The following is a 14768-nucleotide window of genomic DNA, read 5'->3' on the forward strand; positions in this document are numbered from 1 at the left end:
TGGGCACATGGTAAATTTTAATTCAATAAAAGAGCTCATTGAGCTGGCTAAGGAGAATAAGACTACTATTGGTAAAATAACCATGGAGTATGAGATGGAGCATTCCTTTGACAGCAAGGAGCACATGCTAAAATCCATGGAGGATAACTGGCGGGTAATGCAGGAATCCATTGAGCGTGGAGTATCAAACAAGGATAAGTCCCTTAGTGGTCTCACAGGGGGAGATGCCATAAAAATTTATGCCCATAGGGATAATAGCTATACAGGGAAAACGGTTATGACAGCTGCAGCCAGTGCTGTGGGTGTCAGTGAGGTTAATGCGGTAATGGGCCGTATTGTAGCTTGTCCAACGGCTGGATCCTGTGGTATTGTTCCGGCGGCCATTAAGACAGCAGCGGAAAAGAATAATAATACTGAAGAAGAAATAGTGGATGCTTTATTTACTGCAGCTGGTATCGGACTGGTAATAGAGGCCAATGCCTCCATTGCAGGGGCCTATGGCGGCTGCCAGGCGGAGTGTGGTACGGCAGCTGGTATGGCTGCCGGTGCTATGGTACAGCTTGCGGGAGGTACTCCTGACCAGGTGGGACACGCTGTAGCTTTGGCTATAAAAAATCTTTTGGGCCTTGCCTGTGATCCGGTAGCAGGACTGGTGGAGGTGCCTTGTGTCAAAAGAAATGGCTTTGTGGCTGTCCATTCCATGGTGGCAGCGGATATGGCTTTGGCTGGGGTGGAATCCGTTATTCCAGTGGATGAGGTAATTGATGCTATGGACCGTATTGGACGGAGCCTGCCTCGCACCGTTAAGGAAACTGCTGAGGGAGGATTGGCGCTTACCAAGACGGGTAAAGAAATCTCCAAGCGAGTCTTTGGTTAAGGTTAATCCTTTGAATTTTATATAGATAGTTTAATCATGTTTTAATGGACAAATATGACTGTTTATATTAAACTTTACTAGGGAATCTTAGAGAATCAAATCTGAAAGATGAACTTAGATTCACTATAAGGGCTGATGAAAACCGGTATGTTTTCATCTTGCTTACTAGGGATTAAAACTAGACTTTTATGGAGGTAATTTTAATGAAGAAGATTATACAGCTGCTGACTGTGATGTGCATTATGGTTTTTGGCACCCAGTTTGCATTTGCCTGGGAAGTGGGTACTTCAAAGGAAACCGTATACAGCTATGGTATGCTGGATGCAAAGTCCTTCGTAATTGGTAATCCGCAGTTCTCTCCACAGGATGAGGAGCCAACTGTTGAAGAGCTTACCAAGATGATTTACGATCAGGCTGTAAAGAACAACAAGAAGAATCAGTTCTCTTATATGTCCTATCAGGATTTTTGTAGAACCGTAAACAATAAGGAGCATATCGATATCTATCGTCTGGGCCGTCATAAGGCACTGGAGCTCTTTAAGGAAAGAGTTAAGGATTATGGTGATGCGTATATCGTTTGCACTGTATCCAATGATACCCGTCTTAATGTGTTCTTTGATGTTGTGGATTCCAAGTCCCATGAGGTACTGTATTCCTACAGAAAGCTCGCTCCAAAGGGTACCCCTCGTGACACAAAGCTCTATGAAGAAATTTGCCGTGATTTCTTCAATGCCTACAGCAATAGAATCAAGGTTGTAGCAAAGGAGAAGAAGGAAGAGGATGAGCTTATCCTGAAGATGGGTAAGGAAAACTACGAGAAGTACAAGAAGGAAAAGCTGGCTAAGCAGAAGGCTCAGGAAATCGTTGAAAATGATTTGGACAGATATCTGAGACCTGACCACAGAGTAGGCCGTGGCTGGGGCAACGAATAATAATTAAATTTAAAAGAAGCTTTTATGAAATGTTTTCATTTCGTAAAGGCTTCTTTTTTGTATGCAGATTATTAATTGTTCAATTTTGCAGAAAAGTATTGCTGTGCCTATGAACTTTTCCTTGGGTTGGTATTTATCATCATCTGGATAGATTATTGATGGGCCAGATACAACGGTTTTATTTTGGCATCCTCGGCAATGTTTTCTCTAAGGTATCCTGCCCGCACCATGGCATCGAGAACAATAAATTGGCGTTGCTTGGCCAGCTTAAAGTTTTCATAAGGGGAATAAACAGAAGGTGCGTTGGGAATACCAGCCAGCATGGCGGCCTCAGGCAACGCAAGCTGGTCAGGAGTTTTATCGAAATAGCCCTTGCAGGCATCCTTTAACCCGTAAAAGCCCGAGCCAAAGTAAATGGTATTCAGATACATTTCCAGAATCTGTTCCTTGGAGTAGTGTAGCTCCATATCAAGGGCCAGCAATAATTCCTCAGCCTTTCGCCCGTAGGTCTGGTCCTGGGAGAGAAACATATTTTTTACCAGCTGCTGGGTAATGGTGCTGGCTCCCTCTTTGACTTCGCCATATTGGAGATTTACCAGGGCTGCTCTGCCAATTCCCTCTGGGTCAAAACCATGATGCGTGTAGAAACGGTTATCCTCTACGGCCACTACTGCCTGAGTCAGGGATTCCGGCATTTCATCAATGGTAACGTAATTGTCACGGTCCAAGGAGTTGTTGACCTCCCGCTCAAGAAAAACAATACGATTAATTCGCAGGGCAGTGGCCGGTTCAAAGAAAATGGTGCCACCAGAAAAATAATAGGCCCCACAGAACATAATGGCAAGCAGAATTGCCAGCATTATAAGCCGTTTAAGTAATCTAATTAAGAACATCATGCTATATATTTTCCTTCTTTATGAATCATAATTGGTAACGCAATTAATTCTAACACAGTTGTTCGTAATTTTCCATTTCCAAGCTAAAAAGTAATAAATATCATGTATACTGATGCATAATTATTAATAAAATCTTGCATTTTATGAATAAAAGGTGTATACTCTACTCATTGACAAGGAGGAATTGACCATGAAGAAGGTAAGCGTTATTGGTGCAACTGGCTATGCTGGTGCCGAATTGTTGAGAATATTACATAATCACCCTGAGGCTCATGTGGTGCATATTACCTCTGAAAGCCATGCAGGTGAGAATATTTCTGATATATACCCTCATTTGCGAGGAATTTATGATAAACAGCTCATCAGTATGAGTGAGATGGAACAAATCGGTAATGACAGTGATTTCGTTTTCATAGGCTTGCCTCATGGTCATGCCATGAAAGTGGGAAAGGCGTTGGAGGATAAGCCAACCCGTATTATTGATTTGGGTGCGGATTACCGCTTTGATGATACTGATGTATATGAGGCCTGGTACAAGGTGGAGCATATCCACAAGGATGCCCCTAGAGTATATGGCTTGGCAGAGCTTTACAGAGATCAGATAAAGGATGCCAAGATAATAGGCAATGCAGGCTGTTATACCACTGCCAGCATTTTGGCTCTGGCACCATTGGCCAAGGCCAATCTTATCGATATGGATACTATTGTGATTGATGCCAAGTCAGGAGTTTCCGGAGCAGGCAGGGGAGCAAAGCTGCCAAATCATTTCCCGGAGCTATATGATAGCTTCAAAGCCTATGGCGTAGCTAACCACCGTCATACACCGGAAATTGAGCAGGCGCTGACAGAATTGTCCGGGAAAAATACGGTACTTAATTTCACACCTCACTTGGTGCCAATGTCCAGGGGAATTTTGAGCACATGCTATGCAAAGCTCTTGGACGGAGTGAAGCCGGAGCAGGTTGACAAGGCCTATGAGGAAATGTATGGTAAGGAGTTCTTTGTCAGACTTCTTGGCAGAAATGGTTATCCAGCTACCAAGAATGTGCGAGGCTCAAATTACTGTGAGCTGGGTTGGCACATTGACCCGAGAACCAACAGGGTAATTGTTCTATCAGCCATTGATAATTTGGTGAAGGGGGCGGCTGGTCAGGCCGTTCAAAATTTCAACATTGCCTGTGGCTTTGACGAAAAGCTGGGGCTGGATGTTGTGCCAATGTACCCTTAATTAATATAGAAATTATTACCTTCCCCATCTTGGTGAAGGCATTACAGTTATATAGGAGGAATAAAAAATGTTTTCTGAGAAAAATGCAAAGGCCGGCGTAACCTTCCCTAAGGGATTTAAGGCTGCTGGTGTCAAGGCTGGTATAAAAAAGAGCGGCAATTTGGATTTAGCATTGATATATACTGAAAAGGAAGCAGCTGTTGCTGGTGTATTTACCAAGAATGCCGTGGCTGCGGCTCCGGTTATTGTGGATAAGGAACATCTTAAGAACGGCAAGGCTCATGCTATTGTGGCAAATGCCGGCTGTGCCAATGCCTGCACCGGCGAAGTGGGGCTGAAGAATGCCCAGGAAATGGCCAAGCTGGCAGCTGCTGAGCTGGGATGTGATCCTTATGATGTATTTGTTGGTTCCACTGGCATTATTGGTGTTAATCTGCCTATGGACAAGATGGCAGCTGGTATTAAGGCGGCTGCAGCTGAGCTTTCTGAGGATGGCAGTGTGAATGCCGGAAACGCCATTATTACTACAGATACTTATTCCAAGGCATGCTCCTTCTCCGTACAGATCGGAGGCAAGGAGGTTCGCTTTGGTGCTATTGCCAAGGGCTCTGGCATGATTCAGCCAAATATGGCTACCATGCTTTGCTATATTTCCACTGATGCCAACATAGCTGCACCTCTCCTGCAAAAGACCTTGTCTGACATTGTGGAGGTTTCCTTCAATATGATTTCCGTGGACGGTGATATGAGTACAAATGATACCGTGCTGGTTCTGGCAAATGGTGAGGCCGGCAATGCGGAAATCAAGGAAGGGACTGAGGACTATAAAGTGTTCTATGATTCCCTAAAGACCATCTGCCAGGAGCTGTCCAAGCGTATTGCTGCTGATGGCGAAGGGGCTACCAAGTTCCTTACCATTAATGTACATGGCACCAAGACCTTTGAGGATGCCAAGACTGTGGCCATGAGCATTGCCAAGTCTCCATTGGTTAAAACTGCTTTCTTTGGCGAAGACCCTAACTGGGGCCGGGTAATCTGTGCTGTGGGCTATGCCGGGGTTCCAATGGTGCCTGAAAAGACTGTAATTAAATTTGGTGATATTACTGTTTACGCCAATGGCTTGGGAGCAGAATTTGATATGGATGAGCTTTCCAAGGTAATGGCAGAGCATGATATTGAAATCAATGTGGAAATGGGCATGGGAGATGCCACTGCCACAGTGTGGAGCTGTGATTTCTCCTATGAGTATGTAAAGATTAACGGTGAGTATCACACCTGATGAGGTGATTTACATGGCTATAATGGAGCATGCAGAAAAAAAGGCAGGCACCCTTATTGAGGCCTTGCCATACATTCAAGAATTTTACGGCAAAACCATCGTTATAAAATACGGTGGCAATGCTATGATAAACGAAGAGCTAAAGCAGAAGGTTATGGAGGATGTGAGCCTGCTGAAATATGTGGGGATGCGGCCGGTAATCGTACATGGCGGTGGCCCGGACATCACCCAATTTTTAAAGAAGGTGGGTAAACAGTCTGCCTTTGTCAGTGGTCTTAGAGTAACGGATGAGGAAACAGTGGAAATAGCGGAGATGGTCCTTGATGGCAAGGTAAACTCCGATATTGTAAATATGCTTAATTGCCGCGGTGTAAAGGCAGTAGGCCTTAGCGGTAAGGATGCGGGACTGATTAAAGCCTCCAAGAAGCTGGCCACTGTATATGATGAAGCAGGAAAGCAGGCCAATGTGGATATCGGCTATGTAGGCCAGGTGGCCGCCATTGACACGTCCATTTTGGATACCCTGTTGGATAACGGCTACATTCCAGTTATCGCCCCTATCGGTGTAGGCGATGACGGCGAAAGCTACAATATCAATGCTGATTATGTGGCAGCGGAAATAGCTGGCGCCCTAAAGGCAGAAAAACTGCTGTTGCTTACAGATACTGAAGGAGTTTATAAGGATTTTGAGGACAAGGATACCTTTATCTCTACTCTTACAGTGGCGGAGGCCAAGGACTATATTAAAGCTGGAATAATTTCCGGGGGCATGATTCCAAAAATCGAAGCCTGTCTTAAATCCATTGAAAGTGGTACCAACAAGGTCCACATTATAGATGGTCGTCAGCCTCACTCCATCATATTGGAGCTGCTGACCTCCAGTGGTATTGGTACTCAGGTTATTAAATGATTGACAATGAAAGGGTGTACATATATGACTGATGAACAGATTTATGAAAAGGACGCCAGAGACTATCTTCCGGTCTTTGCCCGATACAAAATCGTATTGGACCATGGCGACGGGGTCTATGTTTATGACACCCATGGGAAGAAATACATCGATTTTCTGGGAGGCATTGCTGTAAATGTCTTGGGGCACAATCATCCTCAGCTGGTAAAGGCAGTGGCTGAACAGGCAGGGAAAATGATTCACTGTTCCAATCTCTATTACACACAAGTACAGGCTGATGCGGCGGAAAAGCTCACCAAATTAAGCGGACTTAATAAGGTGTTCTTTGGAAATTCCGGAGCGGAGGCCAATGAGGGAGCCATTAAATTGGCCCGTAAGTATGCGCATAGCATTGATGCAGATAAATCCCAGATTATCACAGCTGTTCACAGCTTCCATGGCCGCACCATTGCCACTTTGACGGCAACTGGTCAGCCAAAGTATCAGGAGGGCTTCGGCCCACTTCCTGAGGGCTTTGATTATGTGCCATATAACGATATAGAAGCCCTTGAAAAGATAATGAGTGATAAAACCGCAGCAGTTATGCTGGAGCCTATCCAAGGCGAAGGCGGCGTGCATGTTCCAGATGGTGCTTATTTAACCAAGGTCCGTGAGCTTTGCAATAAGCACAACGCCCTGCTGATATTTGATGAAATCCAGACAGGTATCGGTCGCAGCGGTAAATTCTTCACTTATGATAAATTTGGCGTTAAGCCGGATATTGTAACCTTGGCCAAGGGATTGGCCGGCGGGGTACCAATTGGTGCCTTTATTGCCTCTGATAAGGTGGCAGCCGTATTCCATGCAGGAGATCACGGTTCCACCTTCGGTGGCAATCCTCTAGCTTGTGCTGCAGCCAATGTGGTGCTTGATTTGGTAGGGGATGATAAGTTCCTCGATAACGTAGAGGCTATGGGTGATTATATGAAATCCCGTCTGGAGAAAATCCAGAACAAATTCCCAGACCTTGTAAAAGAGGTGCGGGGCATGGGGCTTATTTTGGGCATGGAGCTTACCAAGCCAGGAAGGGATATTGTAAACTCCTGTCTGGAAAAGGGTGCTATCATTAACTGCACCGCTGGTAATGTGTTGAGATTTGTACCACCTCTGATTGTTACCAAGGAACACATTGATGAGGTGTGCGATATATTAGAAAGCGTATTACCTGATTTTGCATAATATACGACGGTGAATGTTACCTTTCACGACGACTTCGTCACTAAAACCATTTTTTTCGTTATTTAAATAGCAGAAAAAATCATAACTCGCTTCGCTCAAACAAATGATTTTTTCAGCTAATGCAGGTATGAAAAAAATAGTTTCTTAACGCTCCTCAGTCTAAGTGTTCAAGGTAATCATTCGCCGTCCTATTCCACATAATCAGATGAAAATATCCGAAAATTGTAGTATAATATATACCGTTGGTGTACAAAAGTATTTCAACGGTTGGGAGGTTAGATAGATGTTAAAAGGCAAGGATTTACTCTCAATCCATGATTTGTCCGTGGATGAGGTAAATGAAATATTGGCTTTGGGCCATGAGCTGAAGGCCAAACAGAAGGCGGGTATTGAACACCACCTGTTGAAGGGCAAGACCTTGGGTATGATTTTTGAGAAGTCTTCGACCCGTACCCGTTTGTCCTTTGAGACTGGTATGTATCAGCTGGGCGGTCAGGCCCTGTTCCTGTCCAACCGTGATTTGCAGCTTGGGCGGGGAGAGCCTATTAAGGATACCGCAAGGGTTATGTCCCGTTATCTGGACGGTATTATGATTCGTACCTACGGCCATGACAGGGTAGAGGAATTCGCTCAATGGTCGGATGTACCGGTTATTAACGCCTTGACTGATCTCTTACATCCATGCCAGGTTCTTACTGACCTTCTCACCATTCAGGAGCACAAGGGCAAAAACCTTAAGGGGCTGAAAATGGCCTATGTTGGTGATGGCAATAACATGACTAATTCATATATGTATGGTTGCGCTAAGGCGGGAATGGAATTTGTGGCGGCTACACCAAAGGGCTTCGAGCCAGATGAGCAGGTGATGAAAAACGCCATTGAGGATGCCAAGGAAACTGGCGCATCCATTAAGCTGGTAACAGATCCATTTGAGGCTGCCAAGGGGGCAGACATTGTGGTTACCGACACCTGGGCCAGCATGGGGCAAGAGGCAGAGCACGATGAGCGCAAGAAAATCTTCAAGGATTATCAGGTCAATGCCGAGCTCCTTAAAGAAGCAGACAAGCGTGTTATCGTAATGCACTGCTTACCAGCGTATCGGGGAGAGGAAATCACCGATGAAATTATGGAGGCCTATGCCGACGTAATATTTGATGAGGCAGAAAACAGACTTCACACCCAGAAGGCCATTATGGCACTTCTTATGGGTGACTGATTAAGTATTGTATTATTGTAATTTTAGACAGGAAACATTTTCTGTCGAATGAAAAAATAAAAAAGGAGATAATGATTATGGCAGAGTTTAAGAAGGTTGTATTGGCATATTCCGGTGGCTTGGATACCTCAGTAATTATTCCGTGGTTGAAGGAAAACTATGGCGGCTGCGAGGTTATCGCATGCTGCGCTGATATCGGACAGGGGGACGATATGCAGGCCATTCACGACAAGGCACTGCGTTCTGGTGCTTCCAAGTGCTACATCGCTGATCTCACTGAGGAATTCCTTACTGATTATGTATGGCCTACCCTTAAGGCTGGTGCCGTATATGAGGGAAAATATCTCCTTGGTACCTCCTTTGCCCGTCCTTTGATTGCCAAGAAGCTGGTGGAGATTGCCAAGCAGGAAGGTGCTGACGCCATTGCACACGGTGCTACTGGTAAGGGTAATGACCAGGTTCGTTTTGAGCTGACTGTAAAGGCATTGGCTCCTAATATGGCTATTATTGCTCCATGGCGTGAGTGGGAGCTTCTTTCCCGTACCCAGGAGATTGAGTATGCCAAGGCTCATAATATTGATATTCCAACTGACAACAAGAAGTATTCCATGGATAAGAATATTTGGCATCTTTCCCACGAGGGCTCTGATTTGGAGGACCCTTGGAATGCTCCAAATAATGAGATGTTCCTGGTTTCCAAGGCTCCAGAGGATGCTCCGGATAAGCCTGAGGAGCTTACTGTTTGCTTCGAAAAGGGTGTGCCAGTAGCTGTAAATGGCGAGCGCATGGGAGCTGTGGAGCTCTTAAATAAGCTCAATGAAATCGGTGCCCGCAACGGCGTAGGTATCGTGGATATTTGTGAGAATCGTCTCGTTGGCATGAAGTCCCGTGGCGTTTATGAGAACCCAGGCGGAGCAATTCTCTACTATGCCCATCGTGAACTGGAGTATTTGTGCCTTGATCGCGCTACCTATCACTTCAAGGAGGGCGTGGCTATCCGCTTTGGTGAGCTGGTATATGATGGTATGTGGTTCTGTCAGCTTCGCGAGGCACTGTCTGCATTCGTAGACAGCACCCAGGAGAGTGTTACTGGTACCGTTAAGCTCAAGCTCTATAAGGGTAATATTATGAGTGCTGGCGCCAAGTCTCCATATTCTCTCTATAATCAGGAATTTGTAACCTTCGAGGAAGATCATGTATATAATCAGGCAGATGCTGAGGGCTTCATCAACCTCTTCGGTCTTCCATTAAAGGTTCGTGCACTTATGCAGGAAAAGGCAGGTAAATAATATGGCTGAACAGCTCTGGGGCGGACGTTTTTCCAAGTCCACTGACGAGATGATAAATGATTTTCAGGCTTCAATTGATTTTGATAAGCGGATGTATGCCGAGGATATTGCTGGCTCTATTGCCCATGCCACCATGCTGGCCAAGGTTGGTATTATTTCCGAGGTGGATCGGGATGCCATTATCGCTGGGTTGAAGGACATATATAAGAAAATAGAGGAAGGCAACTTCTCCTTTGAGGTGGCTTTAGAAGATATTCATATGAATATTGAAAAGCGCCTTACTGATGCCATTGGTGATGCTGGTGGCAGACTTCATACCGCCCGCAGCCGCAACGATCAGGTGGCTTTGGATACCCACATGTTCATTCGTCGCCAGGTGGTGGAGGTACAGAAGCTGATTTTGGATATGCAGAAGGCTCTGGTGGAGACGGCAGAAAAATACAGTGATGTTATTATGCCGGGTTATACCCATCTCCAGCGGGCTCAGCCAGTTCTGTTCTCACATCATATGATGGCTTATTTCTCCATGCTGAAAAGGGATTTTGATCGCTTTGTAGGAGTATATGAGCGCTGTGATATTATGCCACTGGGCGCCGGAGCTTTGGCTGGTACCACCTTCCCTATTGACAGGAAATATGTAGCAGAACAGTTAAATTTTGAGAATATCTATTCCAATAGCCTGGATGCGGTTTCTGACCGTGACTATATTATGGAATTTTTATCAGCTGCTTCAATTTTGATGGTTCATCTGTCAAGACTCAGCGAGGAAACAATCCTTTGGTGCTCCAGAGAGTTCTTCTTTATAGAGCTGGATGATGCCCATTGTACTGGTTCATCCATGATGCCACAGAAAAAGAATCCTGATGTATCTGAGCTGGTACGTGGCAAGACTGGCCGTGTGGTTGGTCATCTTATGGCTATGCTCAGCACTGTAAAAGGGCTGCCTTTGGCATATAATAAGGACCTTCAGGAGGACAAAGAGGGTATCTTCGATACCATTGATACCATTAAATTTAGTCTGGCAGTGTATGCCAGAATTTTGCGGGGTATGAAGGTTCGCCCAGAGGTTATGCGCAGGGCTGTTGCAGAGGATTTCTCCAATGCTACGGATTTGGCGGATTATCTGGTAAAGAAGGGCATGCCTTTCAGACAGGCTCATGCTGTTTCTGGCAAGGCAGTTCATTACTGCATTGAGCAGGGTAAGTGGCTGGCTGATATGTCCATGAATGAGTTTAAGGAGCTTTCAGAGCTGTTTGAGGATGACATTTACGATGCCATCAGCCCGGAGACCTGCGTAAAGAACCGCAACTCCTATGGTGGTACCTCATATAATCAGGTGGAGATGCAGCTAAATTTGGCCCATGGCATCATGAATATGGAAAGTGCCGTGGTAGAGGACAGGACAACTAAGCAGATTGTAGTTAAGTAGTAAATAGTTCAAACATTTAAACCCGTCGGTATTGTGATCAATGCTGCCGGGTTTATTTTTTTACTAGAAAGCGCTAATTGGAAGATTTTTCTTTTAAAGAAGAAAAAATTGAACAATGGCATTATAATATAGACGATGGTATATTGCGTATATGTTTTATTTAATAATAATGGAACAGGGGATGGCTATTATAAAACAGGGTAGTGATATTTTGACGTTATGGAGCATTGCTGTTTTAATCTGTGTATGTGGACTATTTTTGACATCCACAGTTTCTGCCAAGGAGCAGGAGAAAAAGGACTTAAAATGGTGGCAGAAGACTACTGTTTACCAGATTTACCCAAGGAGCTATGCGGATACAACAGGTAATGGTATCGGTGATATTCCAGGTATTACCAATCATTTGGATCATATACAGCAATTGGGCGTGGGAGCTATTTGGCTCACACCGGTATATTCCTCACCTATGGTGGATAATGGCTACGATATTGCCGATTATACAGCTATTGATCCCCTATATGGAACTATGGAGGACTTTGACCGACTGGTGGCGGAGGCCCAAAAACGTGATATGCGTATTGTTATGGATTTGGTGTTTAACCACAGCTCTGATCAAAATCCATGGTTTCAGGAATCAAGAAAAAGCCGCACCAATCCTAAGGCAGATTGGTATATTTGGCGGGATGCCAAGCCAGATGGTAGTGCACCAACTAACTGGCGCAGTATTTTCGGGGGAAGTGCTTGGACATGGTGCGAGGAACGTGGGCAATATTATCTTCATACCTTCGCTGCCCAACAGCCTGACCTTAATTGGGAGAATCCTGAGGTTAGACGTGCACTTTATGCAGCTGCTAAATTTTGGCTGGATAAGGGAGTGGGAGGGTTCCGGATTGATGCCATTACTTATATAAAAAAACCAGCCTTTCAGGATGGTACTCCAGACGGTGTAGATGGTATGGTAAACATTCATAGCATGACAGCTAATACCACAGGAATTTTAGATTTTCTCCACGAATTCAAAAATGAAGTGTTTGTGGGACGGGATATTTTCACTGTAGGTGAAGCTAATGGTATACAGCCCAAGGATTTGCCGCAATGGGTAGGCGATAATGGGGTATTTGATATGGTGTTTGAGTTCAGCCATGTGAATCTTAACCTTAAAAATGGAGAAATATGGTATCGGCCTACCTCGTGGACATTGCCAGAGCTGAAATCTGCCCTGTCAGCTACTCAGAAGGCCACAAAGGATGATGGCTGGTGCCCGGTCTTTTTTGAAAATCATGATCAGCCTCGTTGCGTGAATCATTTTTTTCCAGCTACTGCCAACAAGGATAAGGCTGCCAAGGTTATTGCTGCTGTGTTGCTCACATTACGGGGAACACCATTTATCTATCAGGGGCAGGAATTGGGCTATTCCAATGTTGTATGGTCATATATAGAAGATTATGATGATATTTCCTCCCATGGACAATACAAAAATGCCTTGCAGGAGGGCTTTTCACACGAACAGGCCATGGAGTTCGTTCATTTTTTCAGTCGGGATAACGCCAGAACACCTATGGGATGGAATAATAGTAAAAATGCAGGCTTTACAACAGGAGAGCCTTGGCTGCCACTCCATGATAATTATGCTGTGAAAAATGTTGAAGCGGAGGAAAATGATGAAGCTTCTGTCCTCAATTGGTACCACCGTCTGGCAGAATTCCGCAAAAATCATCTGACATTGACCGAAGGAAGTTATGAGGAGCTTTTGCCAGATGATGAGAAAGTTTTCGCTTTTACACGAACCTCGGAAAAGGAACAGGTTACAACAATTGCGAATTTCTCTTTGGAAGAGGTAAAGATTCCAAAGGAGATTATTGATGGGAAAAAGATGGTATTAAGTAGTGAAGAAGATGCAAATGAGATACTTCTTAAGCCATTGGAGACCCGTATTTATGAAAAGGTGAATTGATAATTGAGTAAAGCCCGTCAGTATTTGAAGTACTGGCGGGCTGCTGCGTTGAAACGCTTAATAAGAGATTTTTCCATGTATGGAAAAATTTGAATAACTGCGTTATAATTATATAGTATCTGTGTTCGTGATGGGCATGGAATAGTATTGCTTTTGGAGGTTCTTATGAAGATAGAAGGAATGAATAAGTCTGACTGGCTTATGCTGGTGCTTATTGTAGTAGTCCTGTTTCTGACCAACTTTAATGATTTGCAGACCATTGATTATGTGCTTATAGTCAGTGTTGTGGCATGGCTGATTATGCTGGGTATCCGACTTTATGTTGTAAATGTGCGCAATAAACGATAAGGTTGGTGCTAAAATGACAAAGAATATGTATAGATATCTTGTGGTTATGGTTTTTACCTTGGCTATACTGGTATCAGGCTGTGGCCAGGGGGCTGTTTCCAATAATGGAACTGCGGATAATACTGGCACTACCACTACTGCAGAAACACAGATTAAGGGGCAGCTTACAGTAAAGGTGCTTGATGTGGGTCAGGGAGATGCAATTCTAATTAATACCGGAGAACAGGTTATTCTCATAGATACCGGTGATGACAAATATCGGGAGGATAATCGCAAGAATGAGGATAACAATCAGCTTTTTGCAGCTCTGGACAAGGAGGGCGTTACCCATATTGACAAGCTGATTATGACCCATGCCCATGCGGATCACATTGGTAAAGCGGCCAAGGTAATAAAGCAGTATGGGGTTACGGAATTAATTCATAATGGTATCCCGTCTGCCAGCGGGGCTTTTCGCAATGCCTTAAAAGCGGCAAAGGCCCAGGGTACAAAGCAGATAAAGGTTAAGGCCGGTGATGTACTGGATTTTGGCAATGGTGTTTCTTTCAAGGTGTTGAATCCAACATCTCAGATAATTGAAAATGATACGCGGGATTTACAGGCAGATAAGAAGGTCAACGTCAACAATGAATCTATTGTGGGGATATTGTCCTTAGGAGATTTTTCCATGCTTCTTACCGGTGACGCCGAAAAGGAAGTGGAGAAGGATTTGCTGGCAGCTTATGGCAATAGCCTAAAGTGTAAGGTGTATAAGGCACCGCATCATGGCAGCCACACTTCTTCCACTTTTAATTACGTGAAGGCTGTGCAGCCGGAATATGCCATTATTTCCTGTGGTCCTAACAACAAATATGGGCATCCTCACAAAGAAACCATGCAGACCTTTAAAAAGCTGAATATTAATGTCTTGGAAACTGACAAGGACGGTACAGTAACCGTTACAACTGATGGTAATACCTATTCTGTAAAAGGAGAGCGGTAAAATGATTTCAGGATATGTTGACAGAATTGAGGAAGGTTTGGCTATTATTCTGCTGGGGGAAGAGGAGTATCAGATTGAGATTCCCTGTAAGCTGTTACCAGATGATATCAATGAAGGTAATTTCATAAAGCTGGATATCAAAAAAGATAAACAATCAACTCAGGTGGCTTTGAAAGAAGCCATGGAGCTTATGGAAGACTAATAAGGAGC

14 protein-coding genes are annotated in these 14768 nt (G+C 44.4%); 13 read left to right on the forward strand and 1 reads right to left on the reverse strand.

Going from position 1 to position 14768, the window contains the following annotated elements; translation table 11 throughout:
• Positions 1-7: 7 nt before the first annotated feature.
• The gene (gene sdaAA, locus T355_RS0102155; protein ID WP_027396313.1) at positions 8-877 is read left to right on the forward strand and encodes an L-serine ammonia-lyase, iron-sulfur-dependent, subunit alpha; all 870 of its coding nucleotides are present in this window, start codon (positions 8-10) and stop codon (positions 875-877) included.
• A gap of 203 nt (positions 878-1080) precedes the next feature.
• A complete protein-coding gene (locus T355_RS0102160) occupies positions 1081-1809 on the forward strand; it encodes a hypothetical protein (protein ID WP_027396314.1) in 729 nt (242 codons plus the stop codon).
• 152 nt (positions 1810-1961) lie between these two features.
• Here T355_RS0102160 and T355_RS13235 read toward each other — a convergent pair whose 3' ends face one another.
• A complete protein-coding gene (locus tag T355_RS13235) occupies positions 1962-2705 on the reverse strand; it encodes a transglycosylase domain-containing protein (RefSeq protein ID WP_155851652.1) in 744 nt (247 codons plus the stop codon).
• Between the two features lie 190 nt (positions 2706-2895).
• Between T355_RS13235 and argC the strand changes: the two genes are divergently transcribed.
• The 11 genes from argC (at position 2896) to T355_RS0102220 (ending at position 14760) form a co-directional block, all read left to right on the forward strand.
• On the forward strand, positions 2896-3933 hold the full coding sequence (argC, locus tag T355_RS0102170) for an N-acetyl-gamma-glutamyl-phosphate reductase (RefSeq protein ID WP_027396315.1): 1038 nt from the start codon (positions 2896-2898) through the stop codon (positions 3931-3933).
• Between the two features lie 67 nt (positions 3934-4000).
• Positions 4001-5212 carry a bifunctional glutamate N-acetyltransferase/amino-acid acetyltransferase ArgJ gene (gene argJ, locus T355_RS0102175; protein WP_027396316.1) on the forward strand — a complete coding sequence of 404 codons (1212 nt, stop codon included), beginning with the start codon at positions 4001-4003 and terminating at the stop codon, positions 5210-5212.
• Positions 5213-5234: 22 nt separating this feature from the next.
• On the forward strand, positions 5235-6122 hold the full coding sequence (gene argB, locus T355_RS0102180) for an acetylglutamate kinase (protein ID WP_027396317.1): 888 nt from the start codon (positions 5235-5237) through the stop codon (positions 6120-6122).
• A gap of 24 nt (positions 6123-6146) precedes the next feature.
• Positions 6147-7340: an acetylornithine transaminase gene (locus T355_RS0102185; RefSeq protein ID WP_027396318.1), complete on the forward strand. Its 1194-nt coding sequence runs from the start codon at positions 6147-6149 to the stop codon at positions 7338-7340.
• Positions 7341-7623: 283 nt separating this feature from the next.
• Entirely contained in the window at positions 7624-8556 is a 933-nt protein-coding gene (gene argF / locus T355_RS0102190) for an ornithine carbamoyltransferase (protein WP_027396319.1), read from the forward strand.
• 77 nt (positions 8557-8633) lie between these two features.
• Positions 8634-9845: an argininosuccinate synthase gene (locus T355_RS0102195; RefSeq protein WP_027396320.1), complete on the forward strand. Its 1212-nt coding sequence runs from the start codon at positions 8634-8636 to the stop codon at positions 9843-9845.
• Position 9846: 1 nt separating this feature from the next.
• Positions 9847-11274 carry an argininosuccinate lyase gene (gene argH / locus T355_RS0102200; protein WP_027396321.1) on the forward strand — a complete coding sequence of 476 codons (1428 nt, stop codon included), beginning with the start codon at positions 9847-9849 and terminating at the stop codon, positions 11272-11274.
• 259 nt (positions 11275-11533) lie between these two features.
• Entirely contained in the window at positions 11534-13228 is a 1695-nt protein-coding gene (locus T355_RS13240; RefSeq protein WP_051555318.1) for a glycoside hydrolase family 13 protein, read from the forward strand.
• Between the two features lie 165 nt (positions 13229-13393).
• The gene (locus T355_RS0102210) at positions 13394-13576 is read left to right on the forward strand and encodes a hypothetical protein (protein WP_027396322.1); all 183 of its coding nucleotides are present in this window, start codon (positions 13394-13396) and stop codon (positions 13574-13576) included.
• 13 nt (positions 13577-13589) lie between these two features.
• Complete coding sequence (locus tag T355_RS0102215) at positions 13590-14558, forward strand: ComEC/Rec2 family competence protein (RefSeq protein WP_051555319.1); 969 nt, start codon at positions 13590-13592, stop codon at positions 14556-14558.
• 1 nt (position 14559) lies between these two features.
• Positions 14560-14760 (forward strand): DUF3006 domain-containing protein, encoded by a 201-nt coding sequence (locus tag T355_RS0102220; protein ID WP_027396324.1) that lies wholly within the window; start codon positions 14560-14562, stop codon positions 14758-14760.
• Positions 14761-14768: the final 8 nt, after the last annotated feature.

Origin of the sequence: Anaerovibrio lipolyticus LB2005, from assembly GCF_000621545.1 — a bacterium.
In the GTDB taxonomy this organism is placed as follows: Bacteria; Bacillota; Negativicutes; order Selenomonadales; family Selenomonadaceae; genus Anaerovibrio; species Anaerovibrio lipolyticus_A.

Excerpts from the sequence above, each read along its gene's own strand:
- sdaAA (WP_027396313.1), top strand. The coding sequence starts at position 8 with ATGGTAAATTTTAATTCAATAAAAGAGCTCATTGAGCTGGCTAAGGAG.
- T355_RS0102160 (WP_027396314.1), top strand. The coding sequence starts at position 1,081 with ATGAAGAAGATTATACAGCTGCTGACTGTGATGTGCATTATGGTTTTT.
- T355_RS13235 (WP_155851652.1), bottom strand. The coding sequence starts at position 2,705 with ATGATGTTCTTAATTAGATTACTTAAACGGCTTATAATGCTGGCAATT.
- argC (WP_027396315.1), top strand. The coding sequence starts at position 2,896 with ATGAAGAAGGTAAGCGTTATTGGTGCAACTGGCTATGCTGGTGCCGAA.
- argJ (WP_027396316.1), top strand. The coding sequence starts at position 4,001 with ATGTTTTCTGAGAAAAATGCAAAGGCCGGCGTAACCTTCCCTAAGGGA.
- argB (WP_027396317.1), top strand. The coding sequence starts at position 5,235 with ATGGAGCATGCAGAAAAAAAGGCAGGCACCCTTATTGAGGCCTTGCCA.
- T355_RS0102185 (WP_027396318.1), top strand. The coding sequence starts at position 6,147 with ATGACTGATGAACAGATTTATGAAAAGGACGCCAGAGACTATCTTCCG.
- argF (WP_027396319.1), top strand. The coding sequence starts at position 7,624 with ATGTTAAAAGGCAAGGATTTACTCTCAATCCATGATTTGTCCGTGGAT.
- T355_RS0102195 (WP_027396320.1), top strand. The coding sequence starts at position 8,634 with ATGGCAGAGTTTAAGAAGGTTGTATTGGCATATTCCGGTGGCTTGGAT.
- argH (WP_027396321.1), top strand. The coding sequence starts at position 9,847 with ATGGCTGAACAGCTCTGGGGCGGACGTTTTTCCAAGTCCACTGACGAG.
- T355_RS0102210 (WP_027396322.1), top strand. The coding sequence starts at position 13,394 with ATGAAGATAGAAGGAATGAATAAGTCTGACTGGCTTATGCTGGTGCTT.
- T355_RS0102215 (WP_051555319.1), top strand. The coding sequence starts at position 13,590 with ATGACAAAGAATATGTATAGATATCTTGTGGTTATGGTTTTTACCTTG.
- T355_RS0102220 (WP_027396324.1), top strand. The coding sequence starts at position 14,560 with ATGATTTCAGGATATGTTGACAGAATTGAGGAAGGTTTGGCTATTATT.